The organism is Bacteroidia bacterium (genome assembly GCA_033391075.1).
Classification (GTDB): Bacteria; Bacteroidota; Bacteroidia; order J057; family J057; genus JAWPMV01.
In genome coordinates, this window is record JAWPMV010000001.1 from 5,595,854 (window position 1) to 5,622,451 (window position 26,598).

Consider the following 26,598-nt stretch of genomic DNA (forward strand, 5'->3'; position numbering starts at 1 on the left):
TTATTTTGGGCAGATTAAAACATAAGTCTGAAAATCTTCCCATCTTTAAAGGAGCCACATCCCACTTCCTTTCATTGGATCTCTAGTCAAAGCTGCTACTTATGCTCATAAGCAATCATCAAGGGCTATTAACTGGATTGGGAATATTCCTATACCTCTGTTTGGGAAACAGCTCTCTTTTGGGGCAAAATCTTGTCCCCAATCACGACTTCAGTCAGTTTGTTCGCTGCCCTTCAAACAGAGGTCAGGTCGATCAGGCTTTCCCCTGGTATTCTCCAAATTATAAAACAACAGACTTTGCCCATACCTGCGCCGGGACTGGCTTTGCAGGGATGCCCATCAATCACTGGGGCTTTCAGGCACCCTATATCGGAGAGGGCTACGCAGGCATACGAACCTGGCTCAATGGAGATTCACACAATCGAATGTACAGGGAGTATTTGGCCGTTCCTCTGATGGATAGCCTGGAAGCAGGAAAGATGTACAGAGCAGCTTTTTTTGTGAGCCCGGGAGATAGTTCCAAATTTGTAACTGATGACATCGGACTATATGTTTCTCCTGATAGCATCCCTAATCTCGATCTGCTCCCCTATACTCCCCAGGTGAGAAATCCTCAGGATAATTTTTTACGCAGCATGACCTCCTGGACCAAGATTGAAGGAAACTTTCGAGCTGAAGGCGGAGAAAAGCATCTGGTCATAGGTAATTTCTGGGACCATGATAATACCAGCGTTGACCGCAGGAATGTCGATGTAGGTTTTGAAAGCACCTATCTCTACATAGACAATGTGATATTGGAAGAATGCAATCCCGTACTTCCTGATAAACTTATCATAGCCCGTGACAGCCTCCTTTGTCCAGGCGAAATGCTTGAATTGAAGGCTATGACTTTTAGTGGGGCTTCTTATAATTGGGGGAATGGAAATACAGATAGTGTTTTCAGCATTTCCCAAACCGGAGTATACACACTAGAAATCAAAGTGGGCGGCTGTGTCTGGACAGACAGCATCCAACTCAATTCGGCAGAGATTCCTGTTTTTGACTTAGGGGCAGATACCCTGCTTTGCCAGCAAGACGTCTTAGAAATTGGATTGGAAGAAAATGTCGATAATTTTCGTTGGAATGATCGAAATCCTGATCTAAAAAGGAGCATTGAGCAGGCTGGCACCTATATATTAGAGATTGTAAAAGGAGGCTGTAGCTATAGCGACTCTATCAGCATAGCCTATGAAGCCCTTTACCAGGGGCAGGAAGAATTAGATACCCTCGTTTGTCTGGATTCTCCCGTCAATTTTATCGCCAGTTATGAAGATGCCCAATATCTATGGTCCGACCTGAGCGATAAGAACAATTTCCAGGCGAAAGAAGCAGGCCTCTATTGGGTAGATATAAATGGGCAATGTTTTCAAGCCCGGGAATATTTCAGGCTAACTACTCAGGACTGTGGATGTGAAAGTTTTATCCCCAATGTCTTTAGCCCAAATGGAGACGGCATTCACGATGAATTTATTCCCCAATTCAGAGAAGGGATACAGGATCTCCAGGTCGAGATATTTGACAGCTATGGGCGGATACGATTCAAAAGCAATAATCCGGAAGAATACTGGGACGGTAAATGGAAAGGCAAAGACTTGCCAGTTGGCGTATATTATTGGGTATTTCGTTATCGCTGTTACGGAGGAAATGACTTCCAGGAAATAGTAAAAAAAGGCTATGTAAGCCTATTAAAGTAGCTTCCAGGGCCTAATCTGCCAGAAGGTTTTTATTTTTGTAAACATATTTCTACATTTGTAGAAACAATTTTACATAAATAGAATGAAACTGCCTGAAAAAGAAGAACAAGTCATGAGCTATCTCTGGAAGCTCAAAAAGGCATTCATGAAGGATTTACTGGAAGCGTATCCAGATCCCAAGCCTTCTCCCAGCACCCTTGCCACCCACCTCAAAAGGCTTCAACAAAAGGAAGCTGTTGACTTCAAGACCTATGGGAGTGTGAGAGAATATTATCCTCTCATTTCTCGGGATGAATACTTCTCGGGCAAGATCAAACAAGTGATCAACAACTTTTTTGATGGATCGAAACTGGCCTTCGCCTCCTTCTTCACTTCTGAAACAGCCCTGAGTGAAGAAGAAATACTGGAGCTAAAGAAAATGTTGGATGAAAAGCTAAACTCTCAAAAGTAATGGCTATTTACCTGCTAAAAACTATGATCTTGATGGCCCTTTTCTGGGGCTTTTATCAGCTTGTATTGCGGAAAGAGAAGATGCTGAAATTTAATCGCTTTTTCCTGCTCTTTTCTATAACGGCTTCCTTTCTAATTCCTTTCTGGATAATCAGCACCAGCTATCGTAATATCTCAAGCTCATCTACTCCTAGCGCGGAAATGGAGAGCTGGACCTCGATGGAAGTCATAGAGACAAGTTCTATGATAAGCTGGGAAAGTTTTTTGGGAGGAATTTATGCTATGGGGGTATTCCTCATGCTGATTCGATTTGGGAAGAAACTGTATCCAATCCTCCAAAGGATTCGAGAGGGTAAGCAAATCAGGAAAGAAGGATACATACAAATCCTTCACTCCAATACACAGCAGGCATTTAGTTTCCTCCACTTCATTTTCCTCCCGACATCAGAGAATACAAAGCTATTGCTTCAACATGAATTGGCCCATGTGAAACAAAAACATAGCCTGGACATTCTTTGGGTTGAATTCCTGCATTGTCTTGCCTGGTTCAATCCCATGATCATCCCATTGAAAAGAGCCATCCGATTAAATCATGAATTTCTGGCAGATCAGTCGGTTACCAGGGAGTTACATTCACCAGAACCTTATGTACAGCTCATCTTGCAAAAAGCATCTGCTCCAAGGGCTTCTATGCTCGTTAGTCCTCTGAACATGGGGCAAACCCGAGAAAGATTTGAAATGATATTCACCTCTAATAATAAAGTCATGAAAATGCTCAAACAACTTCTATGCATCCTCTTCATCCTCGCTTCTTGCCAGTTATTTGGTAGAGAACACATCGTTTGGCAAAGCGAAAGTCCTCTGTCTGAGAATTCTCTTTCTGTTGAAGCCCTTTCCTCAGAGGGAAATGATGAAGTATTTAAAGATTTGAATATGGAAGACGGCGGTATGATGCTGTATGTGGAAGTTGAGGGTCGAAAAGGCCGTTATATACTCGGATGGGTTGTGGGAGAGTCCAAAGTAAGATTCCTCAATGAGGCAGGAGAATGGACGAGCAAAATCTGTAAAGAGCTGAGTCAAGCAGAACGCGAATGGTTTTGGAATTTGGAGGTATCAAAAGCCCAGGTCTTTCGCAAAGTTATAGCCTTCAAAGAACCCACGCCAGAGCAAATGAAGGATTTTCAAAATCCGGAGAAATACGGACTTTGGCTCAATGGGAAAAGAACCCCTAATCATGAACTTGGCAATTTTAGTCCAGATAAAATTCATAGCTTCAATTATAGCGAACTCAAAAAAAATGCGGCCCACTATGGCCAGTATACCTATCATCTGACCGTAGAAACCAAAGGATATATTGCTAGAAAATATTCTACAGATAAGGGTGGAAATTGGGAAGATGTTTACCTAAAAGAAAAAGACCACTACAAAAAACACTTTAAGAAATAAGGACATATAAATCGAAACAAGTAGCGATCTGGTAGCAATTATCAGATCGCTTTTCTTTTAGAGTGGCAGGGGAATTAACTTGCATCTCAAAAGCAAAAAGCTTGTGCGAGGACCTCAAAGAATCATAGCCCTTACAGAAGAAACTACCGAATGGCTCTACCTGCTCGGAGAGCAGGATCGATTAGTGGGGATCAGCGCTTATACAGAAAGGCCTGTACAAGCCAAAGCAGAAAAGCCTGTAGTTTCCGCATATATCGGAGGCAGTGTAAAAAAGATCAAGGCCCTCAAACCAGATTTGGTGATCGGATTTTCGGATGTACAGGCGGAATTGGCCAGGGAGCTTATTACAGAAAATCTGCAAGTACTCATTACCAATCAGCGATCCGTTGAGGATATTTTTGGCGTACTGGAGATGATGGCGAGAATAATAGGTGCAGAGGAAAAGGCAGAAAAACTCCTGGGAGGGTTTCGGAATAAGCTTCTTCAAAGAACTGAAGAGAGGAAAGCAAGAAGCTACAGGCCCAAAGTTTATTTTGAGGAATGGGATGAGCCTGCCATAAGTGCGATAGAATGGGTAAGTGAATTAGTAGAAATGGCCGGAGGCGATCCCATTTTTGCGGATCGGGCGAAAGGAAAAGCCTCCAAAGAGCGCTATGTCAAGCATCAGGAAGTTCTGGATAGGAATCCCGATATATTTATAGCTTGTTGGTGTGGAAAGCCTTTGGATAAAGAGGCGGTCCTAAGCAGGGAGGGCTATAAAGATATTCCCGCGATCAAGCATCAGCATATCTACGAAATGGATCCAGCCATCATCCTGCAACCCGGACCCGCTTGTTTGACAGATGGTTTTCGTGAGCTTTGCCGGATCATAGATGAGGTATATGAAAAACAGATGCATAGCTAAGCTTCATCTTGTCTTCATTTTCGACCTCTTTCCCCTACTGAATCTTCACAATTCCTTAAAAATCGCATAAATGCGGTCAGGAGATAAGTCCGTAATTTTATTATGGGTTTGGGAGAGCATTCTGACATATCCAGGATTCATTCCTTTAATCTTCTTTATCACTCTCACTTCATGCGGCTGAAGCTCCTGCTTCGGTCGTTTCTTTTTGGAAATAAGTAATTATTATTCCGAGCCCAGTCCTGGAAACTCTTTCTTCAGCTGATATCTTGAAAACTCATCTTTGGGAAGGGGAATATCAATAGCCCCTGGAGACATAAAGGTTTATGCCTCATTGAGCTGCTATTTCCATCGAATTCTGAACTTCCACCAAATCCACCCTTTCCCCATCCATATAAGCGACTACTCAGGCATCTTTCACACCCAGTTTTCTGATCAGATCCCTAAACTCCAATGAAGCTTCATATTGACGGAAGCTTCCCAATACATATTTATTATAATTATCTACCTCTTCAACCAAAAACATATCCGGCTCAAAAGGAAAGGCCGGCAAGGCTTCATCTTCCAACATTCCAATCTGTACCCGATAAAGCAGGCCTTGCTGCTCTCTTTCGGATTCCAGGGACAGGTAGGCCTCCTTCAACATAGATCTTGAACTGGCAAGTTGCTTTTTAAGTTGGGCGATTTCTTTTTCTTTGGAAAGATTGATTTCCGCAACCTTATTCAACTTATCTGTCATAAAGGCCAATTCTATATTCTTTTCTTCCAGCAATTGATCCCTGCTTTCCAGTTCCATCTCTTTATTTCTACTTCTTTCAACCGCATCCTGCAGAGATACTTCCAATTCTTCTATTTCACCCGTCAACTGAGTAACAGTTGGTAGGCGTTGTTTCCTTTGCCTGTTTTCATACCATTCAGAAATAAAAAGCAGAAGAATAAGGCCGCCAAAGATCATAAGCATAGCAGCCCAGAAGTTGCGATTGTAGAAGTATTTTTCCATTTGTGTCTGTTCTTTCTTTTGGGATAAACAGAAGGGAGAGAAGTCACAATAAACTCCTCTGCCTTTATGCGACAGAGGAGACACTCATGTACTAATACTATTTAGCTTTTCCCGATTAATGCCTTAACCTGAATCGGAAAGGGAGACTTATTTTGGCTTTGACTGCTTTTCCATTTCGCATAGCAGCCTTAAATCGAAGTTGAGACAGATATGGTTCTATTTCCTTCATGAACATGGGAGAGGCTTTGCCCAGCACTTTATGACTGTGATAGCGGCCCTGCTCATCAACCATCACGGATATTTTGATATCGGCTTCTATCCCGGCTTCCATAGCAACTTTGGGATAAGGAACCTTTTGGGCGATTTCTTTAAAATTTAGGGGAATCGGGTACCAGGCTTCATCTGAGTCATTAGCAGTTTCTACTACTTTTACTTCCGGAGAATCCGTTGAAAGGGCAATATTTTGCGCCTGCATCTGAGGAATAAACAAAATGCTAAGCAAGAGGGCGAAAAATTTTAAGGACGATTTCATAATAATTTTGTTTGTTAAGATTGATACAAAGCTATTATGAGTGCCCCCTATGGCACATGAGGGCAGGCAGGGAAATCCCTGGGGTCCAAACCCTAATGCAAAAAAGAGCCCTCCTGAAGACAGAAGGACTCTTTTATATATGTTAAAGGGTATACACCCGCTACTAGGGTAGCAATACAGTGCTTACAACATGTACAACTCCATTGGTACCTTGAACATCTGTCAATACGATGTCTACAGACTGTCCACTTGTAGTTTCCAGCTTAGCACCATTTGAAAGATCTGTAGTGAAAGTTCCGCCCAAAGCAGTGATGTCCTGGTTGTCAGTCAACTGATCAGCCTGAACATTAGCTCCACTTACTACGTGGTAGTTCAATACAGCTTCTAAAGTTGCTACAGGAATATCGTCGAGGGTGTTCCACTCATTGTTAGAATCAAGCAGGTCAGCGAAAGCCTGGTTGGTTGGAGCAAATACTGTGAAAGGTCCATTTCCAGTCAATACTGAAACATAGTCAGTTGTCAGGTCAGCTCTAGTCAAAGCAGCTACCAGGATAGAGAAGTCGCTATTGTTCAAAGCGAGGTTCACTACATTTGGAGGAAGCATAACTTCGTCGATGATGTGTACAACTCCATTTGAAGCTTCATTGTCAGTAGAGCTAGGAGAAGCAGAACCGTTGAAGTTTACTCCATTGCTGATATCAACCTGAAGAGAAAGAGGCTCATCGTTTGGACCTTTAGCCAAAGTAGGAACATAGGTATTGCTCAGATCAGCCGCTCTTACTCCACCTTCGATTACGTGGAACAACAATACATTGGTCAAAAGATCAATGTCGATGTCTTCTAGTGAATTCCAGGCAGGATTAGAATCAAGCAATGCCTGAAAAGCAGTGTTTGTTGGTGCGAAAACAGTTTTTGTTCCAGCAGCTTCAAGTGCTGATACCAGATTGGCTCTCTGAAGAGCAGCAACCAAAGAACTTAATTCGGGGGCATCCAGGGCCAACTCAACGATATTGGGAGTAGCTGGAGTAGGAACTTCCTCCTCACAAGCGGTAAAACTAAATAGCCCAAATACCAGAAGGCCGATTGTCATTAATTTTGCTAGACGCATGGTTTATTTGTTTTTAAAGTTTATAAAGTTTCGTAATAACAGTGCTTCTAACAGCGGCTATCCGAATCTTGTTTCAACCCATGCCTATATTTTCGTCTGACTGCATTTTGGGGCATTTCAGAATCCCTAAACCCAAACACATATTAAATCCTGACAATCAGTTATTTGTAAATTTTTACAGATTTATTTCATCCTAAATCGGAGAAAATCTATAGCAAAAACACAGGCTCCGACTCAGTTTTTAATCACTGAATCGGAGCCTGGTTTTTCAATAATTCAGCCCTATTCTTCTACTTTTTCTATCCGTTTTGCCAGATTATCCGGCAAGGCATCAGCCATACTTGCTTTATGTTCTTCAATCCGTTTCATGATTTTATCAACCTCTTCCGGATAGTCTTCAAAGCGATTGTATTTCTCCGAAATATCTGTTTCCACATCATATAATTCCGGCTGCTCCAATAGAATTTCCTTTCCATAATGAACTGGAGCCCTTTGTTGCATATGCAATTTCCAATTTCCTATTCGGGCCGCATGAAATTTCCCAAAAGCCCAGTAGAAAAATTCCTTTCGTGGACTTGCTCCTTCTCCTTTCAAAACGGGGGAAAGATCGTATCCATCCATCTTGCGATCTTCCGGAGCCTTAACGCCTGCCAGGCTAGCAAAAGTTTTAATTACATCCAGGGTGGATCCCATTTCATCAACCAATCCCGGCTTTACCATACCCGGTCCCCAGAAAATCGTGGGCACCCGCTGACCTCCTTCGAAAGTTGTTCCTTTTCCTGCCCGTAAGGGTCCTGCTGAGCCTCCATGTGTCTGGAAAGCCAACCAGGGCCCATTATCCGAACTGAACATCACAATGGTATTTTCTTCCAGCTTTAATTCTTTGATCGTATTCAGTATTTGCCCTACCGTCCAGTCCAGTTCCTGCAAAACATCTCCATATAAGCCTCTTTTGCTGGTATTGAGAAAGTCTTTGCCTGCAAAGAGGGGAATATGGGGTTGATTATGGGCCAAATAGAGGAAAAAGGGCTTGTCCTTATTGGCTCTGATGAATTCGAGGGATTTTTCTGTGCAGCGACGGGTATAGGTATTCTGATCAGCCGGCCGTTCGATGATCTCCTCATCTTGCATGAGAGGTACATTGTAGGCAGAAATATCCGCCAGAAAACGAGGATCTTTATGCGCTTCCTGATAATAGTTGTGAGAGCCTTTGACAAAATCCATGTCATTAGAATAGGGAATGCCGAAATAGGAATCGAATCCCTGAGTGGTGGGCAGATATTGAGGAAGGTGGCCCAGGTGCCATTTACCGATATGGGCAGTTGCATAGTCCTTTTGTTTCAAGACCTCAGCTATCGTAACCTCATCAGCCGGCAAACCTCCGTCAGAATCCGGGAAAAGAACCGCTCTTGCAGGAGAGGTCATACCATTGCGAATCGGATACCTGCCTGTCATCAAAGCAGCCCGACTCGGTGTACAAACCGGATCGGCCACATAGAATTGGGTCCATTTTTGCCCCTCCATAGCCATTTGATCCAGATTAGGAGTTTTGATCAGGGGATTGCCGAAACAACTCAAATCTCCATAGCCCAGGTCATCCGCATAGATGATGATGAAATTGGGATCGCGGGCTTCAGATGGTTTCTGAGCCTCACAAGCATTGAGGAATAGCAGGCAAATACCTGCAAGGAAATAGTAGTAGTTCATATTTCTATAGCTTAGGCTGAAAGAGCCTGATGAAAATGCTTAAATACTGTCTCCCAAATCTTTGATTCGGATATTTCTAAAGCTCAGTACATCCCCATGCCCCAGAAAACCAATATGTCCTTTGCTTCTTTGAAGGCCGGGATGGTCCTTGCCATCCATGGTTCCCTCTTTACTGGCTTCTAGAAAATCTCCATCCACAATGGCCGTTCCGTTCAGGATGACCTTTACTTTGGAACCTTCAACAATCACTTCCTGCTCATTCCATTCCCCTACCGGCTTTTGAAATCCTCTTTTGGCAGGAATAACCCCATAGACAGAACCATGGTATTGATACGGTTCAAGTTCTGCATACTTTTCAGCTGTATTATCCAAAATCTGCAATTCCTTCCCCACATAAGCCGCATCGCCTTCCAGAGGTGCATGAATACCGAGTCCGTTATTCGCTCCTGGAGTCAGTTGAAATTCAAATTGAAGGACAAAATTGCTGTACTCTTTTTCGGTATAGAGATTACCTCCACTTCCTCCGCCTGCCGGATCAATGACTATCATCCCATTTTCAACTGTATAGGAATCTTTATTACCGACCCAACCGTCCAGGTTTTCGCCATTAAAAAGGGAAACAAATTCCGGCTCGGCAACTTCAGGCTCTTCTGTAGCCTGCGTTGTTTGACTTTCCCCACAGGCAAAAAGGGCCAAAATGAATAGAAATGGATATAGGGATCTTAGGTAGTTCATAGTAGATTCTTTAGATACAAACCTAATATTATTCAAATTCCTGCTAAGAAGCGATAGGCCAGGCAGAAGAATTCTGTATATTTCTCCTAAAGCTCATTTTGCAATGAAAAAACTTATCCTTTTCCCCATACTCCTGTCTTTTTCTCTCTGCTTTTCCCAACAAAAAAGTGAGAGCGGTATCAAACACTCCTTTGTGATAAGTGGCCCTAAAACTATGGAGATTGATGAGGAAGGGAAAGTAGTATGGGAATACCGGGATAACTCCCGCGATATTTCAAAATTGGCCAATGGGAATTACCTCATCACCTATGCATCCAAGGTGGTAGAAGTAACTCCCGACAAAAAAGAAATCTGGAGCTATGTAAGTGTAACCAATCCTGAGTTGATGAGTGCTCAACGATTGCCCAATGGACGTACCCTGATTACAGAGCAAGGCGAGCAACCGCGACTGGTAGAAGCAGATGAAAGGGGCTTTCTTAAAGATTTTCTTCCCATTTATCCCGAGTCCTACAATATCCATATGCAAACGAGGATGAGCAGAAAACTCCCCAATGGTCGCTACCTTGTCCCACACCGAATCAGTCCTTTCGTTAAGGAATACAACAAAAATGGAAAGACCCTTCGGACCTTTCGGGTAGATATTCCTGAGTTGGGAGGAAAGAATGCCAAAAACGGAACTTTTGCAGCTATCCGGATGAAAGATGGCTCAACACTCGTTACCCTCGCCTCTGGAAATCGCATGGTTCGTTTTGACAAAAGGGGAAAAGTTGCCTGGCAACTGACCAATGAAGAAATGGATGGGCAGTTGAATGATGTTTGTGGATTGCAAGTCCTCAAGAATGGGAATTACCTGGTTTCCTGTTATGGAAATCAGGCGGAAGATGGACTAAAGATGATGGAGATTACTCCGGATAAAGAGGTGATTTGGACCTATCAAAATCCGGATGTGAAGTATGTTCACAATTTTCAGGTTTTGAGTACCAATGGAGTGAGGGAGTGAGGAATTTCCGTAGTGGCGAGATGACACGCTATGTTTGGCATTATTTACTACTAGCTAGAAATCCCGGCTCTTGGTTTAAGGCCGGGATGACAAATTCATTTCATATGAAGTCTATACAATTCAATCATCCCGGAATCTGGCAGATATCCGGAATCTCTGTCAATTACCACAATCAAAAGCTCCGATAAGGAGCCGTCAGCAATTGATTCGCCTCCGCCTCGGCAAACTTTGAACTCGCATTATCCCAATGCAAAGTTTCCCCCGGAAAACGATTTGCCGCCACTCCCAAGAGAATAGCTTCCGACAAACGAGCTGCATAAGAAAAGGGTGCACTAACCTCATCTTTCCCTAAACAGGCATCCACAAACTGATGATAGTGATTAGCCTCATCCAGCTCAGGGAATTCGAGCTCTTCAAATTTACCGTCAATAAGTAGTTTCGGATAATCGATATGCGGAAGTAGCAAACGACCTTTCTCTCCTACAAACATAGCGCCCTGTCCCGGAAGTTTTTCCTTTTTGGGCATCTTCAAATCCTCATGCTTTTTCGGAGCCTTTTTCCCATCATACCAAATCCAGGTAAGACTATCAGTGGTATAAGGAGTTCCGGGAAATTCGTAGCTAACTTTGTTTCTTTCCGGATGGCCAAAACCTGTCGGCTTTCGACATTCACAACGCACGGTCTTAGGGACATCCAGGGCAAGAGCCGTATAAGGTGTATCAAAAATATGGACTCCCATATCTCCCAGAGTTCCACATCCATAATCCAATAACTTTCTCCAATTGCCCGGATGGTATATCTCCGCTTTATAAGACCTTTCCGGAGAAGTCCCTAACCATAAGTTCCAATCTAAATCGGCAGGAATCGGATCGCTCCCTTTAGGTGCTTTTCCATTATAGCCCCAATTTTTATTGGACCAGGCATGAACCGTATGTACTTTACCAATTATTCCTGATTGAATGAGTTTTGCTGTCCCCCGATATTGTTTCCAGGAATGAATCTGTATACCCATTTGAGTAATGAGTTGATTTTCCTCCGCCATTTTCCGCATGGCCCGTGCCTCCGAGACATGGTGTGTAAGGGGCTTCTGACAATAGACCGGTTTCCCCATTTCCATAGCCAACAAAGAAGCAGGTGCATGGGTATGATCCGGCGTGGAAACAATAACCGCATCTATCTCCTTCCCTACTTGATCAAAGAGTTTCCGATAATCTGCAAATAGCTTTGCCTTTGTATGTAGCTGCTTCGCTTTGTTCAGATTCCCAGCATCTACGTCGCAGAGAGCAACAACGTCTACTAATTCATGTTCGGATATCGATTTGAGGTCATAGCCTCCCATTCCCCCAACTCCAATATGAGTCGTCCTGAGTCGGGTATTTTTAGCGGATGCCCAAACAGAAGCGGGCAAAAATAAAGTTCCTGCCCCGAAGGCAGTGCTTTGCTTAAGGAATGATCTTCTTTTCATAAGGAAGGATTAGTAGTAGTATAGAATTTAATAAGAAGGAAGCAGAATTAGAGAGTAAGAAGAAATTTATTTATCAGCATACTCTTTCAAAATTTCTTCAGCAACTTTTTGACAAAAGAGGGCATTTTCGGAAGATTGAATATTGAGATAAACCTTTTCTCCATGGCTATCTGTAGCGATCAGCCTAAACGGTAATCCTACAGGTGATTCGCCGCTAAACATTCCATAAAAAACGCAGGCCGTCAGATAGGTTCCCAAAGGCGATGGATGGCTTTGGTCATCATCATATAAGGGAAATCCGGGCCTAAGCTGACGGGCTCGTTCCCAGGCTGGGCCTACCGGAACGATTTTCGCCCCAATTTTTTCTGCCAGGGCCATATACTGCTCACTGATCTCTGCCTGCATATAAGGATTCCATTCTCTGGCCCAGGTCATGTATAGATACATGTCTGCCTCCTTTGATTTTACAAGCTCCGCAAAGAGACTCCCAAAATAGAACATACTATCCACACGATTCAGGGCACTCATGCTATGATTTTGAAAAACCACTCCGCTGAAGTTTCCAGTCTCAATTTTTTCCCGGCTTTTTAAGTCTCTTTCTCCCCGCCAATGATGTCCCCAATGAGTACCTCCACTTGTTGATTGCCGGGCTTCCAGTGGAAAGGCTTTTTCCTTAGCCATTGCTTCAACAGTCTGAGGCAAATTCCAAAAGTAGGTATAGCTGTTCCCGACAAAAAGAATCTTTTTTGCTTCCGTTTCTTGTGCAAAAGATATAGGTAGTTGTATAAATAAAAGGATCAGGATCAACAGGCAATCTTTCTTCATAGTAGTTTTCAATTTATCTCAATCTATTTACAAGGAATCTGGCAGAAAGCAAAAAGGCCTTTTTGATTAAAGGATAAATTCTTAGGGCTCTTTCCTATTCTTCCCAAAAATTAGTTAACCTAATTAACTATTATCATTAGCCAACATTAAGAAACCTATGGAACAGATACTACTCACGATTACTATATGCCTGCTGTTACGTCCTCTTTCGGCTCAGAAAGTTACTTTTAGTGGGGCGAAGGCCCTTGAGGTCAAGTAAAAAAACCACCCGTGGAACCCTCGACGAAGGAAAAACTCGATATGGAGTTTGGGAAGGTCGTGTACAGGGAGAAAAGATCTCCATCTCTTCAATGTCATCGGAATCATTGTTCGACAATGCGATTGTGTGGAAGATGGAGTAAGAGGAAAGGGATTTCGATCTGTTTCCAGAGAAGTCATGGTTTATACTGATCCAGAAACCCATGAGGTCATAGATATGCAGGAGCACCCTTTCACAGGGCAAAAAGTCGAAGTGGTTCAGGTGGTTAAAGATCCTGTAAATATGCGTGCCTATGCCTATGAAAAGAATGCGGAGGGAAAATGAGCGGGGAAAGGCAGAAGAGAAACTGTTTTTGTTTTTGAGAAGCAATGTAAAATATTTTTTACATAATGAACAAAATACTTTACCTTGCGTAAAGTAAAGCATACATCCATTATCCATACCTTTAGCGCAATGAATACCAGTTATCAGGAAAACCGCACCATATCCTATTTGATTAGTATCCTATTGGTTACGGCCTATTATCTATGCTTTTTGTGGGAAGAGTTTCAGAAAGGTACGTTTGAAACGGACACCATCCCCAGTGAATGGGGCTGGACGGTTTTAAAACTGGTGGGAGCTCAGATTGTCCTGAGTATTTTAGCGAGCATAGGGGTTAGTATCATGTATGCCGTTCTGAATCGTGAAATGGAAAAGGAAGTTTCGGATGAAAGGGACAAATTATTTGAATTGAAAACCAATCAGCTCAGTTTCACGATCTTCGGCCTGGGTTTTCTTTCCGCTATGTTATGTCTGGCTTTGGGAACTTCTCCTCTTTTGGTATTAAATCTTATTGTACTTTCGATGTTTGTGGGAAGTATGCTCGGTTATATTGCCAAACTTTACTTCTACAGAAGAGGGTATTGATATGGCGAAGAGCAAGATCAAAAATAACATACGACTCATGCGCTTTATGCAGGAGGAAATGACGCAGCAGGAGTTGGCGGATAAAGTCGGCGTAAGTCGTCAGACCATCTATGCCATGGAAAAGGGCAAGTATTCGCCCTCTTTGGAATTGGCTTTTAAGATTGCAAAAGTTTTCGGCCTTCCACTGGAAGAAGTTTTCTCCTACGAAGGCGAATAGTAATACCAACATTATGACCTGATATTTCCCGACTCAAATCCGGGCCGGGATAGCTATTCCTAACTCAAATACAAAATTCTCATGAGCAAGAAACCTTCATCCGGGTGGCTTGGACCCATCCTCCTATTGCTTTTAGGTTCCCTAAATATCCTTTCCGGAGCCTTCCAACTGGACAATATTTTTCAGGGGCCAGATCTTCCCATAGCAGAAACAGAATCCCCTCATTATCATTTGACTCCCTTTCCCATTGTGATCCACATCATCGCGGGAATACTCTTCAACCTGCTTGCCCCTTTTCAATTTGCACCCTCGATTCTCAAAAAATGGCCCCAATATCATAGGTGGATGGGTAGAGTCTTAGTAATAAGTGCACTGGGAGTAGGATTTAGTGGGATTTGGATGAATGAGAACTTCCCCGTTTTTGGCGGCTTCCTGAAGTATTCCGGCGTTCATCTTTCTGCCATTGGACTGATTCTATCACTGGCTTTGTCGATCAGATTTATCCTGCGTAGAAATGTCCGAAAGCATAGAATCTGGATGATGCGAGCCATTGCTCTAGGCTTAGGGCCAGCAACTCAGCGGCTGATTATCCTGCCTGTTTTTTTTGCCTATGGTTTGCCGAGCGAACTCGCGATTGGCTTATTGGTTTGGGGAGGCTATATCATCAATCTGGGCTTTGTAGAATGGGTTCTTTTCAAGGAAAAGAACAAGCAAGCTTCCAGACTTCATGCCTCACTGTCCAAGCCCTGAAATCCTTAGGGAGAGCCAGGATTGTAGCCGCTTGATTTCAGAAAAGAAGCATAATCATCAATATTCAGGATTCGACTGATTACATCGGGCTCTCCTTTATATTTTTTATAATAGGCCTCGACGATTTTATAGCCCATCCAATAGCCCAGATCTTTCATCCGTCCTTTTTCCTGTGTGTACAGCCAGTTATGGTAGTTGTTGGCATTCATGTCAGAACGAAACTCCTGCCATAATTCGGCTTCTTTGGGATTGGCAAAATCATGGATATGTTGATTCATATTCTTGTCCATGACCATCTCGGTGATAAAGTCTGCACTTCCCTCTCGAATAGAGGCTGCTAAGAGCGTTTTATCATCAATTCTTTTTTGTTGGTAATGGACCATTTCATGGATCACGACGGCAGGTAATGCAGCAAAGTTGACCGTATTTGTATTATCGATGACTTGGGATTTCGCGGGAAACATCTCGACGCTAATGGCAAGTTTCCCATTCATAAATGCACCTGCCGAAGAAAAAGTCCCAACAGCAAAATAGACATCAGCAAATTGGGCGGCGGGATAGATTTCTTTCAAGCCCCGATATCCTTTTCTGATTTCCCCTACAATCTCTTCGGATCGAAAATCGAGTTTCTTTAAGCCCTCAAAGTAATCCGGATAGGTATTGACGAGACGAGTCAATACCTTTCCACGCTTACCTACGATAAAAGGAATATAGACCTGCTGAAGATCAGCAGAAGCGGGACTGAGGTATATTTGCTTGAGGGTTTTACGAGATAAACCAGGATAATCCTGCTCATAAGCTTTCCAGAAATTATCCATATCGGAAAAGATGAGTTTAGCATCTTTCCAGGAATCCTTTTCTCCCTGAGCAAAGACAAAAGCAGGTAGTAGTAGTAAAATGACGATCCAGTATTTCATGTTTTTCGTAAAGACTGATTGCCCTTCCTTATAGTTGTCCGGATGCTAAAAATTATGCTAATAATAAGCAGTAATCAAGGGGTCAGGTTTTCCTCCCGTACATCCCGGCTAGCTCTTTATCCTTTCCTGTCTCTTAATAGCTATTTATTTTCTTCTGGGGGTTTAGGGCTCCTAACTGAAGCATATAATGCTCCATCAATTGAAGGTACTTCCGAACTTCTTCAAGATGTGGCTGAGGCTCTTCTGCCTGCAATGCCCTGAGGAGATTTACTTTTGCCCTTACATTGGCACGATATGCTTTAAAATAGGTAAAAAGCCCCCATTCTTCAGCGGACTTTATGCAAGGGAAAGCCTGCAGGTAGATACTCATAAATTTTGCACTCATTTCATCTGCATCATGGGCTTCCAAATCCATACAGAAAAAGGCTACATCATTCAGAACATCAATTTGCCGAAAGGAATCATTGAACTCAATGCAATCAAAAATGACAGGCTCATCATAGATAAATATATTTTTTGCATGAAGATCTCCATGGACATCTCTGACATATCCCTCTTTTAGCCTTTCTCCAATCATTTTTTTGTGTTGAAATAGAAACTGGTCGCTTTGGTCCACTGAGGCTTTCAGCAGTTCACGAGCTTCTGCTCCTATAAATTCACTCAGCTTAGATTCCAGCTTCCAGAAATCATTAAAATCAGCTTTTAGGCGATGGAGATCCAATTCCTTTCTGATAGGTTCAGCCGATCGATGAAAATCAGCAATCTGGATTGCAAGTTTCTTTATGTCCTTTAGTTTGAGATTGCCGGATTGTATAACAACATCCATTTTTCTGGATGCTTGCAGGCGCTTCATCTTGACAGCATAATCTATCAATCTACCTTGAGATTCTCCCAGATGAATATTTCCCTCAAGTTCATAGATCGGTAAAACTTCCAAATAGATATCACTCAAACGTCTATTCAACAGCAGTTCACGTTTACAGTAGAACTCTCTTTGTTCGATGCTGGAAAAATCAAGGAAGGGATACTGAATCGGCTTTTTGATTTTATACACGAATTTAGTCGTCAAAATCAGCCAGGAAATATGTGTTTCTATAAGTTCTGTCTCTTGAGACGCTCCTTCAAAAAGCCCTTTGCTCAACAAGAGGTCAATGTGCTGCTGCTTCATGATTGAGGGATAAATAGTCTATAGAGATTGCCAACATTTCTTGCAGATTGTCTCGCTTTGATTCGAGAATCAGGTGCTCTTCAGTCAGGGGATCAAATAGCTTTTTCACCTTTTCATAAACCGCAAAATCTGCTTCACTGAAAGGTCTTTTTTTAGCGACTCTTTCGCGAATTATTTCTTCATCAGCCTTGATTTCAATATATGATACCTCCTGTCCCAACTGCATGGAAATATTTTCCAGCAGCTTCCGTGTGCTTTTTTGAGAGAAACTTGCATCAAGAATGACATATTTTGAATGCTCCAGGGCAAAAGGAATTCTATTAAACATCTCCTTGTAAACCCTATGCTTTTCAGATGCTTCATAGGATCTTATTTCCAGAATTTCCCTACGAATCCTGTCACTACTCAAATAAGCAGCATTTAAAAGTCGGGCTAAATGTTGGGCAAAATAGCTTTTACCACTTCCCGGCAATCCAAAAACAACAATTATCATGAGAACTTTTGAACCCAAGCTATAGGATTTACCCATAAAGCTGAGGGATCAAAGTCAATCACGGGAAAGAGAAAAATCACTCCCGACCAAAAGGTACATCTGGCAGACCAGGCAAAAGCTTATTCCTGGGACAAAGGAATCCATCTGGCAGAGAGGTCAGGATCTTCCATCTCTTTATCAATCGGGAACATCGGTCTTTTGATTCGTTTATAGCCCAGTCGATCAAGGTCCTGATCCACCCCACCTGGCGTAAGTGCCATCAACCAATCGGCTCTCATATTGTATAATTCAGGGACCAGATATCCGATTTTCACAACGACTATATCGGACTCCCGCGGATTGAGACCCAAATTCGTAAAGTCTTTTTCCTTATGATAAGGCTTCCGTTTTTTGGTAACAATGACTTGCACGCTTCCCACTTTAACAACTACCTCGGTCTCCGCATGCATATCGCCATGCTCTATCGCCAGAATGGTTCCTGATAAAGAAATAGGAGGTGCATATCGAGCGTCAACTGCTGCTCCGGCTGTGGCATTGATCTTTCCACCTACCCCAATTTTTATTGCTTCCTCCACAAACTCAGGTCCGGGTATTGAAGCATAAATCAAAGAGGGTCCATCTTCTTTTTGAAATTCTGCTCGCTCCAGAATTTTCTCCAGGGTCCAGGTAACATCCCCGGCACCACCCGCAGTTGGATTGTCTCCCATATCGCTGATCATGAAAGGCTTTTTATCACTTGCCAAGGCTTTATTGAGGGCATCTTTTAAAGTGGTAGTAGGTGCAACAAATTCAAATTCATCGCGAACTTGCCAGAAATGACGGGCCAGTTCTTCCGCACTTTCTGCTACGGCTTCTTTTTCATCTCCAGTAACCATCACAACGGCATGATTCCTCGGCTCATCTGCCCATGCATATCCTACCCAGATTGCTGCATCAATTACTCCTTCTTTCTTTGTGATAGGGTCAATCTTTGCATACAGGCTTTTGGCGGGTTCGATCCGCGTGCTGGTTTTCTCACCAGGTAGCAGGATAGGCACGGGAATCCAGGCTTTATATGCCGGCTTTCCCTTTCCACTTTCAATTCTATCCAACAGATTTGTCAGGGCTCTGTGCTTGGACTCCAAAGCATCTTCATGAGGTGCCATGCGATAACAGCTTATCAGATCACTATGTTTCGCCAAAGCTTCTGACACATTACCATGCAAATCCATAGAAGTTGAAATAAGCATATCCGTTCCCAGCATATCTCTGATCCTTTTGATAAAATCTCCTTCCGGATCGTCCAGTCCTACAACACTCATAGCTCCATGTATATCCAGAAACAAGCCATCATAGGGAGCATTGGCCTTCAATAGGTCCAACATTTTCCCAACCAAAGACTCATAAGCTTCCTCTGTAACAATTCCTCCTGGCAAGGCATGCCCTTTTAATGCCGGGAACCATTGGGCTCTTTTCCGGGTCTCCGCGCCTTCCTCCATAAAAGGATACAAACCATAAATCTCCTCTCCCGTCCTTGCATGGAAAGCTTCTTCATGGGTAAAAGCTGGAGAAAAAGTACTGGATTCTATGGCCAAACCTGCGATTGCAATTCTGGGAAGTTCAGTGGAATTGTCCTGCTCTTTTTGCGAGGAACAACTGCCGATAAGAAGAAATGAAAAAAAGAGTGGAAGCAAAGTCCGAAATGATGAATAAAACATGATATTTAGGTAGAAGTAGTGCTTAGAATTTTGGGTATGAAAAGCTGTTCCCAATATATAAGATTTATGAGCAAGAGAATAATTGCTGGTGAAATCAAGGATATCTCACGGAAATCCCTTTAATTGGAAAATACTTAGCCATATTTAAACCATAGAAAATGAACCTAAAGAAAACTGTCCTTTTACTACTTCTTGCTGCCCTCTTTACCTTAAAACCTCAAGCTCAGGACCGAAAGTTTGGCTTGAAGATTTATCCAATCCCGCTCATCGTTGGAAAAACGCCTCTTCAGGCAGAACTAATGGTTTCTCCCTACAGATCGATTACCCTCGATTTTAGCAATCGGAATCTCAACCTTGATGATGGTTTTATTGCAAATGTCATAGAGGAAAATGTTGATGAGCCCGTCAGTGGTAGCTTTAAATCTCTATTGATCAACCCTTCATTCCGGATGTATTCCAAAAAGAAAGAAGGCCCGAGAGGAGGATACTTTGCAGCAGGTATTCGCTATAATTCTGCTGATGCTGATATAGTTATTGATCTCGATGATTATCCCGGCAGTCGGGTGGGCTTCACGAGTTCGATGATGGGAGTCACCCTTGATTTAGGAGTTCAGTGGTTGATCGGAAACCGGGTTTCCGTTGACTGGAATATTTTGGGAGTTGGCTTACAGTATGGAAATATCAGTGGTTCAGTTACCTCTGCCAATCTTACGGCTCAGGAGGCTCAGGATTTAGCTGATGATCTCAATGGAGAACTGGATGGGATTCCTCTGGTAAATATTGAATTTTCCGCTACTGACAATATAGTCTCTATGGACGCGAATCAAGTCCTTCCTTTTCTGCGATCCCGATTTTCACTGGGTATATTCTTCTAAGCAAAAAAAAGCCCCTCTTAGTAAGAGGGGCTTTTTTTTTTAGATAAGGTATTCAGGAAGAAAAATACGCTCTTGCTGATTTGGTAAAGGTCAAGCCGAAAGCAATCAGAGACAGCAGAATACTGATAAAAGCAGTTGCCGGAAGAGCAGCCAGAAGATCGACCAGAATGGCAATCCTCAGGGGCAGCAATTGTTTTTTATTAAAGAAATATAGAATAGGTACTGCCAATACACAAAATGCCAGGAAGGTATACAAGATAAGCTGTGGCCCTACACTTCCTACCGTTATGTCCTTAATTGTGAAGACGATGTAAAAAACGAGTGCGAGTAATGCCCTCACAATAATGATAATGGGAATTGCCTTTACAGAAGTAGGCTTGGAAATAAGATTTGCTGCATTAGACTCAAGGGTACTCATGATGATTGATTTTATAATGATCGATGAGTCAAAGTTCCTAAGAATAAGGATAATGGCTTGGGTGAAAGAGGCCAAAGATTTGGATTATTAGCTCAATCCTCAGCCTATCAGATTTCATCCAGATGGGCCTTTTAGTATATTCAGACAAAATTAAGCTATCAATACACATGAGATTTTTCGGATTTATTCTACTACTATTTCTAATCCCCAGCCTTTCTTTTGGACAAGAAAAGGAAGCCAATGTTCCGGCAAATGAACTGGACACATATTATAAAAATGTCAAATGGAGAAACATAGGTCCTTTTCGCGGGGGCCGTTCGGTTTCGGCATCTGGCGTCATAGGTGATCCCCTGACCTATTATATGGGGACTACTGGGGGAGGCCTCTGGAAGACTGAGGATGCGGGACAACATTGGCAGAACATTTCGGATGGCTATTTCAAAACCGGTTCTGTTGGTGCAGTGGCTGTCTCCACAAGCGATCCCAACATCGTCTATGTGGGTATGGGAGAACATGCTCCCCGAGGAGTCATGACCTCTCATGGAGATGGAGTATATAAATCCACAGATGCCGGCAAGAGTTGGAAGCATATGGGATTGGAAGCGACTCAGCATATTTCGCGCATTATCATTCACCCCAAAGATCCTGATCTGATTTATGTTGCGGCTCAGGGTGCTCTGCATGGACCGAATCCAGAGCGTGGGATATATAAGTCTACAGATGGAGGCGAAAGCTGGGAGCAAGTCCTCTTTGTCAATAATCTCACGGGCTGTTCGGAACTCTCTATGGACCTGCACAATCCTCAGGTCCTATATGCGGCAATGTGGGAACATCAACGCTTGCCCTGGCAGGTAGTAAGTGGGGGCGCAGGAAGCGGCTTGTATAAATCTACAGATGGAGGTAAAAGCTGGAATAAAATTCACAAAGGTTTGCCTAAGGAAATGGGGAAAATGGCCATTGCCGTTTCGCCAGCAAATCCGGAGAAAGTATACGCCCTGATCGAAAGCGATTCTGATAAAGAAAAAGGAGGGCTCTTTGTTTCGGGAAATGCCGGTAAATCCTGGTCCCGTATTAGCAAAGACCACCGTTTGATCCAAAGGGCCTGGTATTATATCGAAGTCTTCCCCGATCCACAAGACGAGCATACAGTCTATGTATTGAGTGCTTCAGCTTTGCGATCTATTGATGGAGGAAAAAGCTGGGAAACTATCCGGGGAACGCATGGAGATTATCATGACCTTTGGATCAATCCCGACAATCCAAAAAACCTATGTATCGCCAATGATGGAGGAGCTGCTATAAGCTTCAATCGAGGGAAAAGCTGGTCCACCCAGGCCAATATGCCCACCGTGCAATTTTACCGAGTCAATGTTGATAATGAATTCCCTTACAATGTCTATGGCGGCCAACAGGACAATACTTCTGTTAAGATAGCGAGCAGAGAGTTCAACAGTGGTGGGATTACTGTCCGTAGCTGGTCTTATTCAGCGGGTGGAGAAAGTGCTTTTCTGGCTTTCGACCCGGACAATCCTCGCTATGTCATGGGAGGAAGCTACCTCGGCACAATCAATTTGCTGGATACGGAAGCTCAGGCTGGCACCAATGTCATGGCTGCCCCTATCCAATACCTGGGAAGAGAAGCCCGAGACATGAAGTATCTCTACAATTGGAATGCCCCGATCATTTGGTCGCAGCATGAGCCCAATACCTTTTATCATGGTGCTCAGTATTTGCTCAAAACTTCTGATATGGGAAAAAGCTGGAAAGAAATTTCTCCCGATCTGACCCGCAACCAGAATGATAAACAAGGAAATGGTGGTGGTCCATACACCAATGAAGCCGTAGGTGCAGAAAACTATGGAACCTTGAGTTATGTTGCAGAATCCTCGCATGAAAAGGGAGTAATCTGGACAGGAAGTGATGATGGTTATGTACAGCTTACAAGAGATGGAGGAGAGAGTTGGAAGAATGTTACGCCTAAGGGGCTGGAAGAATGTCTGATCAATGCCATTGAAGTTTCGCCCCATGATCCTGCTACCGCCTACATAGCTACTACCCGCTATAAATTCAATGACAAAACTCCCGGCATTTATAAAACCACTAACTATGGGAAAAGCTGGACCAATATCAGCGAAGGCATACCTATGGGAGCTTTTACCCGGGTAATTCGTGAAGATGACAAACGCAAAGATCTACTCTTTACCGGAACAGAAACGGGACTCTATATTTCCTGGGATGGAGGAAAGGCATGGGAACCCTTTCAACTCAATCTCCCTATTACGCCGGTTTTGGATATGATTATTCGCCATGATGACCTGATCCTGGCTAGTTCAGGTAGAGGATTCTGGATTTTGGATGATTTGAGTCTGATACGTCAAAAGGGGGCGAAAACGGAGTCAGCAAAACTCTTTAAACCTGAAGACACCTATATGGTAGCCGGTTATACCTTCAGTCAATTGGATAGAACGAATCCTGAATTTACGGGAATGCAGCCCTTCCAAGGCGTGAATCCCGCAACAGGTGTAGTGATGTATTATGAGTTACCCAAGCTTGCGGATAGTGTGCAGATTGAAATGGAAATCAGAGATGCATCTGGAGCTCTGGTCAATTCTTACCGTTCAGCTCCTGATAAATCCTTCAAAAGCTATCCTGGCGGACCTTCTCCGGCTCCTTTGCTCAGCAAAAAAGAAGGCCTCAATCGCTTTGTATGGAATATGCGGCACAAAAGCATGGCAGGTGCTACCAATGTCTATGTAGAAGGAAGTTATAGCGGACATAAAGTTTCTCCGGGAGCCTTCAGCATGACCCTAAAAGTGGGAGAAACCCTTCATAAAAGTACTTTTACGATCAAGGCGAATCCTCTTTATCCGAAAGACATTGACTATGCCGGCTACCATAAGATGATGAGCGAAATGGAAGGCAATCTGAGTGAAATGCACCTGATGATCAATTCCCTCTACAAGAAAATGAATCAGATCAATGAGGTAATGCCCTTGCTTTCCAAAGAACCAAAGCATGCAGAACTCAAAAAAGAGGCGAAAGAGTTGGTGGAAAAAATCAAGGCCTGGGACGAAGACATGGTCCAGCGAAAATCTAAAGCCTATGATGATGTCGAGAACTTCCCCAATAAATTTACTGCCAACTACCTCTTTTTGATCAATCAAACGGAGAGCGCCATCCCTCGGGTGAATCAGGGCTCCATCGACAGACGCAAAGAGCTTGATGCAAAATGGGAGAAACTATCCGCTCGAGGCAAAGAATTGCAGGAGGCGATCCCGGCTTTTAATAAGAAACTCTGGGAAGCAGGTGTGGGAGCGATTTGGAAGTAAGAGCTAATACCGAAGCAAGAATTTCTGGTAGTGCAGGGCTTTATCTTTGGGACCAATGCCCAATAGATAGAGTCCTGCGCTTAAGCCTTTTGCCCAAAAAACCCTTTCATCACCCGCAAACTCTTTTTCAAAGATCAATCTACCTTGTAAATCCAGAACGCGAAGTTGATAAAGCTCATTCGCCGACAGCTTCGCACAGATAAAGGGAGCATCTGTACTAGCAGGATTGGGAAGTGGACAAATTTCGAACAAAGAAGAAGTATAGTTGGGAACTTCTTCCTCAAATGATTTCCCATAAATTTCCCAGAAATAAACACGGCCCCAGCTTTGGGATTGGCTATTCCAGATGTCCTTTGCTTCCAGTTTCAATCTACCAGAAGCATCAAATTCATAGACGATTCGTTCATCCGTATTCCATTGAGTCCCGGATAAGGATGACCTATCTTTAATAAGTTCGACAAGTCGTCCCTGTGAGTCATAAACACTCGAAAAAGCCGTCTGTTTATACTCCTCGCTTTCTCCGGAAAACTGTTCTTCCCTAAGAATTTTCCCATCTGCGTTATAGGCAAATGTAACATTGACAATCGGAGCTTTTGTAGAAGAATCCGGATTACTTATAAAGTATGTTAAACGCCCTAATTCTCCATTATCTCTATATACATACTCAGCAATAAGGGTCGACGGCCAAAAGATTTGAGTCGAATCAGTCGGATAAAAAACCGTCTGTTCTAATTTCCCATCCAAATTATATGAGAATAACACCTCGCTTTCAGTTTTCCATTCTTTCTTATCTTCAGCATAGACTTGTTGAAGCGTTTGTACGACTTGCCCAGAAACATTATAAATAGAGCTATCTCTTGAAATGAGTTTCCAGCTTTGTTCACGATCTAGCCATCGCCAGCTCTTCATAGCCATTTCATCGTTAAAAATGGCATGATATCTCCACCTAAATCGCTTTACAGGATTCCAACTACTATCTCTACTATCGATGGTATATTGAATGCGTTCTAAAGGTTTGCCGGTAGCATGCCATCTCCAATTTTCCTTCAATCTTGGCTTAAAATTTGGCTCGGGCCAACTCCCATGAAACTGAATCATGGAATCAATTCGGGTATCCTTGTCCACTCCCTTGAGAATCTGGGCATCTGTTTTTGAGAAACAGCAATATACAATTAGCAATAGTAGATAATTCCTCATAGCATCTAATCCTGAAGTTAAAATTGTAGACGAGCACCTCTAAGATTATTTCTGCAGCTAGATTTTACTAACTGAATTTTAGGAACAGAAAGAGAAGTTTTGCGAATTGCCGTAAACTGAATGATTGATCAGGCTTGTTTTTTTGTGTAAATCCATAAAAATCGGCTTTAGTGTTCTCCTGAGAAAAATTTGTGAGCCGGGTCAAAAGTTAAGACAAAAAAACAGGGACAGTTTTTGACTGCCCCTGGAATATTCAAAATTTGATTTCCGATCAAATTGAATTGTATTACGCTTGTTTTATTTTTTGAGCCACTGAATTTGTAGCAGCTATATTCGGATCATTTGCTACCAATTTCCGTGCAATTTCGTCTAAGGTATCGCGGAAGTTCTCTACATTCTTTTTGGCAGCTTCTCTGAGGTTCTCAAGGTTCTTTTTAGAGGCATCATCCATCACAGTATTTGCTTCATAAAGATCCGGCTCAATGCGGTAATAATCATTTTTGGAACCATTGGTAGCCTCATCGTACAACATGGAAAGTTTGTGATCCACAGTCTCTGCATTTCCGGACATTTGGATATCAATAATAGGGCTGATCCAGTTGGCCTTCCCGGCCTTGCTCATCTTCTCATAGTCGTACTTTTTCCGCTTATGCCCGGCACTCAGAGAAAGCATGATGATATCATCTGCGGTAGGGATATTTCCATTTATGTGGAACTCCTTCATTTTCTTCACTTCAACAAAAGCACACATGGAAGGATTATTGGCGAACATGCCTCCATCTGTAAGGAAATACGGCATACCGTTTTCTGCCTTCAGATGGACAGGTTTGAAGAAGGTTGGTGCAGAAGAAGATGCACAGGTACTCTGCCAGGTCAGAAAGTTCTTGGAAGGTTTATTGGCGGCATTTCCACTGGTAAAGAAAATGGCTTTCCGCTTGGTAATATCATAAGCCGTAACCATCATTGGTTTGATCATATCACTCAACCAGGTATTTCTTCCAATAGCATCTTTCAGTTCCAATTCCAATTGACGGGAGCTGTACCTAACTCTCCACCAACCAAAAATTGTTCTCAGTCTCCGGGTGATACTTTTACCAAAAATCTTAGGGGCTTTTTCATAATAGAATCGCTCAGCATCTGCAGCCTTAAATTTAGGTCGGGTGGGGTTCAAGGGATCTGGGGTTAAAAGGGTAGAGACCAAAATGGCTCCTGTGCTGGTACCGGCGAAGAAATCAAAATAGTCCGCAATGCGAGCGTCGGGATTTCCACTTTCTCTTTGCAAGGCAGACTCCAGATATGTCAATAAAGTGACAGGTAATACGCCTTTGACTCCTCCTCCATCAATAGAAAGTACTCTAATCTTCTTCTTTTGGGCAGATTTGTGTGTGTTCGTTGTAGGTCTCATTGATTTAAAATATGGGTTTGGTACAATTGTTCTTCAGGCTCCTAATAAGAGGAGTTTATTCGTGT

General features: G+C 42.9%; 25 protein-coding genes. 11 read left to right on the forward strand and 14 right to left on the reverse strand.

Annotation, left to right across the window (positions count from 1 at the left end):
* Positions 1 to 101: 101 nt before the first annotated feature.
* The 4 genes from R8P61_22255 (at position 102) to R8P61_22270 (ending at position 4,533) form a co-directional block, all read left to right on the forward strand.
* Positions 102 to 1,733: a gliding motility-associated C-terminal domain-containing protein gene (locus tag R8P61_22255; GenBank protein ID MDW3649811.1), complete on the forward strand. Its 1,632-nt coding sequence runs from the start codon at positions 102 to 104 to the stop codon at positions 1,731 to 1,733.
* An 82-nt stretch (positions 1,734 to 1,815) separates the two neighbouring features.
* Entirely contained in the window at positions 1,816 to 2,184 is a 369-nt protein-coding gene (locus R8P61_22260; GenBank protein MDW3649812.1) for a BlaI/MecI/CopY family transcriptional regulator, read from the forward strand.
* Entirely contained in the window at positions 2,184 to 3,629 is a 1,446-nt protein-coding gene (locus tag R8P61_22265) for a M56 family metallopeptidase (protein ID MDW3649813.1), read from the forward strand. Before R8P61_22260 ends, R8P61_22265 begins: the two co-directional genes overlap by 1 nt.
* A 103-nt stretch (positions 3,630 to 3,732) precedes the next feature.
* Positions 3,733 to 4,533, forward strand: a complete 801-nt coding sequence (locus tag R8P61_22270; GenBank protein MDW3649814.1) for an ABC transporter substrate-binding protein — start codon at positions 3,733 to 3,735, stop codon at positions 4,531 to 4,533.
* A 403-nt stretch (positions 4,534 to 4,936) separates the two neighbouring features.
* Here the strand turns inward: R8P61_22270 and R8P61_22275 are convergent, their stop codons facing one another.
* The 5 genes from R8P61_22275 to R8P61_22295 form a co-directional block, all read right to left on the reverse strand.
* Complete coding sequence (locus tag R8P61_22275) at positions 4,937 to 5,530, reverse strand: hypothetical protein (protein MDW3649815.1); 594 nt, start codon at positions 5,528 to 5,530, stop codon at positions 4,937 to 4,939.
* A gap of 115 nt (positions 5,531 to 5,645) precedes the next feature.
* Entirely contained in the window at positions 5,646 to 6,062 is a 417-nt protein-coding gene (locus R8P61_22280; GenBank protein ID MDW3649816.1) for an energy transducer TonB, read from the reverse strand.
* A gap of 163 nt (positions 6,063 to 6,225) precedes the next feature.
* On the reverse strand, positions 6,226 to 7,170 hold the full coding sequence (locus tag R8P61_22285) for a fasciclin domain-containing protein (GenBank protein ID MDW3649817.1): 945 nt from the start codon (positions 7,168 to 7,170) through the stop codon (positions 6,226 to 6,228).
* Positions 7,171 to 7,452: 282 nt separating this feature from the next.
* Complete coding sequence (locus R8P61_22290; protein ID MDW3649818.1) at positions 7,453 to 8,877, reverse strand: sulfatase; 1,425 nt, start codon at positions 8,875 to 8,877, stop codon at positions 7,453 to 7,455.
* 39 nt (positions 8,878 to 8,916) lie between these two features.
* On the reverse strand, positions 8,917 to 9,612 hold the full coding sequence (locus tag R8P61_22295) for a DUF1080 domain-containing protein (protein ID MDW3649819.1): 696 nt from the start codon (positions 9,610 to 9,612) through the stop codon (positions 8,917 to 8,919).
* Between the two features lie 103 nt (positions 9,613 to 9,715).
* On the opposite strand from R8P61_22295, the gene R8P61_22300 reads away from it, so the two are divergent.
* On the forward strand, positions 9,716 to 10,612 hold the full coding sequence (locus tag R8P61_22300) for a hypothetical protein (protein ID MDW3649820.1): 897 nt from the start codon (positions 9,716 to 9,718) through the stop codon (positions 10,610 to 10,612).
* Between the two features lie 172 nt (positions 10,613 to 10,784).
* Here R8P61_22300 and R8P61_22305 read toward each other — a convergent pair whose 3' ends face one another.
* Both R8P61_22305 and R8P61_22310 read right to left on the reverse strand, forming a co-directional pair.
* Positions 10,785 to 12,077, reverse strand: coding sequence for a Gfo/Idh/MocA family oxidoreductase (locus tag R8P61_22305; protein ID MDW3649821.1), 1,293 nt, complete (start codon positions 12,075 to 12,077; stop codon positions 10,785 to 10,787).
* Positions 12,078 to 12,143: 66 nt separating this feature from the next.
* Positions 12,144 to 12,902, reverse strand: coding sequence for a hypothetical protein (locus R8P61_22310; GenBank protein MDW3649822.1), 759 nt, complete (start codon positions 12,900 to 12,902; stop codon positions 12,144 to 12,146).
* A 307-nt stretch (positions 12,903 to 13,209) separates the two neighbouring features.
* On the opposite strand from R8P61_22310, the gene R8P61_22315 reads away from it, so the two are divergent.
* The 4 genes from R8P61_22315 (at position 13,210) to R8P61_22330 (ending at position 15,034) form a co-directional block, all read left to right on the forward strand.
* Positions 13,210 to 13,485: a DUF1838 family protein gene (locus R8P61_22315; GenBank protein ID MDW3649823.1), complete on the forward strand. Its 276-nt coding sequence runs from the start codon at positions 13,210 to 13,212 to the stop codon at positions 13,483 to 13,485.
* An 84-nt stretch (positions 13,486 to 13,569) separates the two neighbouring features.
* Complete coding sequence (locus R8P61_22320; protein ID MDW3649824.1) at positions 13,570 to 14,067, forward strand: hypothetical protein; 498 nt, start codon at positions 13,570 to 13,572, stop codon at positions 14,065 to 14,067.
* A 1-nt stretch (position 14,068) separates the two neighbouring features.
* Positions 14,069 to 14,284: a helix-turn-helix transcriptional regulator gene (locus R8P61_22325; GenBank protein MDW3649825.1), complete on the forward strand. Its 216-nt coding sequence runs from the start codon at positions 14,069 to 14,071 to the stop codon at positions 14,282 to 14,284.
* 81 nt (positions 14,285 to 14,365) lie between these two features.
* Positions 14,366 to 15,034 (forward strand): DUF2306 domain-containing protein, encoded by a 669-nt coding sequence (locus R8P61_22330; GenBank protein MDW3649826.1) that lies wholly within the window; start codon positions 14,366 to 14,368, stop codon positions 15,032 to 15,034.
* Between the two features lie 5 nt (positions 15,035 to 15,039).
* On the opposite strand, the gene R8P61_22335 is transcribed toward R8P61_22330, so the two are convergent.
* From R8P61_22335 to R8P61_22350, 4 genes are all read right to left on the reverse strand, one after another.
* Complete coding sequence (locus tag R8P61_22335; GenBank protein ID MDW3649827.1) at positions 15,040 to 15,951, reverse strand: DUF2268 domain-containing putative Zn-dependent protease; 912 nt, start codon at positions 15,949 to 15,951, stop codon at positions 15,040 to 15,042.
* Between the two features lie 133 nt (positions 15,952 to 16,084).
* Positions 16,085 to 17,119 (reverse strand): hypothetical protein, encoded by a 1,035-nt coding sequence (locus R8P61_22340; GenBank protein ID MDW3649828.1) that lies wholly within the window; start codon positions 17,117 to 17,119, stop codon positions 16,085 to 16,087.
* Complete coding sequence (locus tag R8P61_22345) at positions 17,100 to 17,612, reverse strand: AAA family ATPase (GenBank protein ID MDW3649829.1); 513 nt, start codon at positions 17,610 to 17,612, stop codon at positions 17,100 to 17,102. Before R8P61_22345 ends, R8P61_22340 begins: the two co-directional genes overlap by 20 nt.
* 119 nt (positions 17,613 to 17,731) lie before the next feature.
* Entirely contained in the window at positions 17,732 to 19,309 is a 1,578-nt protein-coding gene (locus R8P61_22350; protein MDW3649830.1) for a M81 family metallopeptidase, read from the reverse strand.
* 158 nt (positions 19,310 to 19,467) lie between these two features.
* Here R8P61_22350 and R8P61_22355 point away from each other — a divergent pair, with 158 nt between their 5' ends.
* Complete coding sequence (locus tag R8P61_22355; GenBank protein MDW3649831.1) at positions 19,468 to 20,184, forward strand: DUF3575 domain-containing protein; 717 nt, start codon at positions 19,468 to 19,470, stop codon at positions 20,182 to 20,184.
* A gap of 52 nt (positions 20,185 to 20,236) precedes the next feature.
* Here the strand turns inward: R8P61_22355 and R8P61_22360 are convergent, their stop codons facing one another.
* A complete protein-coding gene (locus R8P61_22360) occupies positions 20,237 to 20,602 on the reverse strand; it encodes a hypothetical protein (protein ID MDW3649832.1) in 366 nt (121 codons plus the stop codon).
* A 167-nt stretch (positions 20,603 to 20,769) separates the two neighbouring features.
* On the opposite strand from R8P61_22360, the gene R8P61_22365 reads away from it, so the two are divergent.
* Complete coding sequence (locus R8P61_22365) at positions 20,770 to 23,931, forward strand: glycosyl hydrolase (GenBank protein MDW3649833.1); 3,162 nt, start codon at positions 20,770 to 20,772, stop codon at positions 23,929 to 23,931.
* 3 nt (positions 23,932 to 23,934) lie between these two features.
* Here R8P61_22365 and R8P61_22370 read toward each other — a convergent pair whose 3' ends face one another.
* Positions 23,935 to 25,128 (reverse strand): T9SS type A sorting domain-containing protein, encoded by a 1,194-nt coding sequence (locus R8P61_22370; protein ID MDW3649834.1) that lies wholly within the window; start codon positions 25,126 to 25,128, stop codon positions 23,935 to 23,937.
* A gap of 286 nt (positions 25,129 to 25,414) precedes the next feature.
* Positions 25,415 to 26,533 (reverse strand): patatin-like phospholipase family protein, encoded by a 1,119-nt coding sequence (locus R8P61_22375; GenBank protein MDW3649835.1) that lies wholly within the window; start codon positions 26,531 to 26,533, stop codon positions 25,415 to 25,417.
* Positions 26,534 to 26,598: the final 65 nt, after the last annotated feature.

Bases quoted from the DNA above. Each gene is read 5' to 3' on its own strand.
- R8P61_22335 (MDW3649827.1), bottom strand. From the start codon at position 15,951: ATGAAATACTGGATCGTCATTTTACTACTACTACCTGCTTTTGTCTTT.
- R8P61_22255 (MDW3649811.1), top strand. From the start codon at position 102: ATGCTCATAAGCAATCATCAAGGGCTATTAACTGGATTGGGAATATTC.
- R8P61_22370 (MDW3649834.1), bottom strand. From the start codon at position 25,128: ATGAGGAATTATCTACTATTGCTAATTGTATATTGCTGTTTCTCAAAA.
- R8P61_22310 (MDW3649822.1), bottom strand. From the start codon at position 12,902: ATGAAGAAAGATTGCCTGTTGATCCTGATCCTTTTATTTATACAACTA.
- R8P61_22325 (MDW3649825.1), top strand. From the start codon at position 14,069: ATGGCGAAGAGCAAGATCAAAAATAACATACGACTCATGCGCTTTATG.
- R8P61_22295 (MDW3649819.1), bottom strand. From the start codon at position 9,612: ATGAACTACCTAAGATCCCTATATCCATTTCTATTCATTTTGGCCCTT.
- R8P61_22285 (MDW3649817.1), bottom strand. From the start codon at position 7,170: ATGCGTCTAGCAAAATTAATGACAATCGGCCTTCTGGTATTTGGGCTA.
- R8P61_22345 (MDW3649829.1), bottom strand. From the start codon at position 17,612: ATGATAATTGTTGTTTTTGGATTGCCGGGAAGTGGTAAAAGCTATTTT.
- R8P61_22350 (MDW3649830.1), bottom strand. From the start codon at position 19,309: ATGTTTTATTCATCATTTCGGACTTTGCTTCCACTCTTTTTTTCATTT.
- R8P61_22330 (MDW3649826.1), top strand. From the start codon at position 14,366: ATGAGCAAGAAACCTTCATCCGGGTGGCTTGGACCCATCCTCCTATTG.
- R8P61_22275 (MDW3649815.1), bottom strand. From the start codon at position 5,530: ATGGAAAAATACTTCTACAATCGCAACTTCTGGGCTGCTATGCTTATG.
- R8P61_22340 (MDW3649828.1), bottom strand. From the start codon at position 17,119: ATGAAGCAGCAGCACATTGACCTCTTGTTGAGCAAAGGGCTTTTTGAA.
- R8P61_22365 (MDW3649833.1), top strand. From the start codon at position 20,770: ATGAGATTTTTCGGATTTATTCTACTACTATTTCTAATCCCCAGCCTT.
- R8P61_22290 (MDW3649818.1), bottom strand. From the start codon at position 8,877: ATGAACTACTACTATTTCCTTGCAGGTATTTGCCTGCTATTCCTCAAT.
- R8P61_22300 (MDW3649820.1), top strand. From the start codon at position 9,716: ATGAAAAAACTTATCCTTTTCCCCATACTCCTGTCTTTTTCTCTCTGC.
- R8P61_22280 (MDW3649816.1), bottom strand. From the start codon at position 6,062: ATGAAATCGTCCTTAAAATTTTTCGCCCTCTTGCTTAGCATTTTGTTT.
- R8P61_22375 (MDW3649835.1), bottom strand. From the start codon at position 26,533: ATGAGACCTACAACGAACACACACAAATCTGCCCAAAAGAAGAAGATT.
- R8P61_22305 (MDW3649821.1), bottom strand. From the start codon at position 12,077: ATGAAAAGAAGATCATTCCTTAAGCAAAGCACTGCCTTCGGGGCAGGA.
- R8P61_22355 (MDW3649831.1), top strand. From the start codon at position 19,468: ATGAACCTAAAGAAAACTGTCCTTTTACTACTTCTTGCTGCCCTCTTT.
- R8P61_22265 (MDW3649813.1), top strand. From the start codon at position 2,184: ATGGCTATTTACCTGCTAAAAACTATGATCTTGATGGCCCTTTTCTGG.
- R8P61_22360 (MDW3649832.1), bottom strand. From the start codon at position 20,602: ATGAGTACCCTTGAGTCTAATGCAGCAAATCTTATTTCCAAGCCTACT.
- R8P61_22260 (MDW3649812.1), top strand. From the start codon at position 1,816: ATGAAACTGCCTGAAAAAGAAGAACAAGTCATGAGCTATCTCTGGAAG.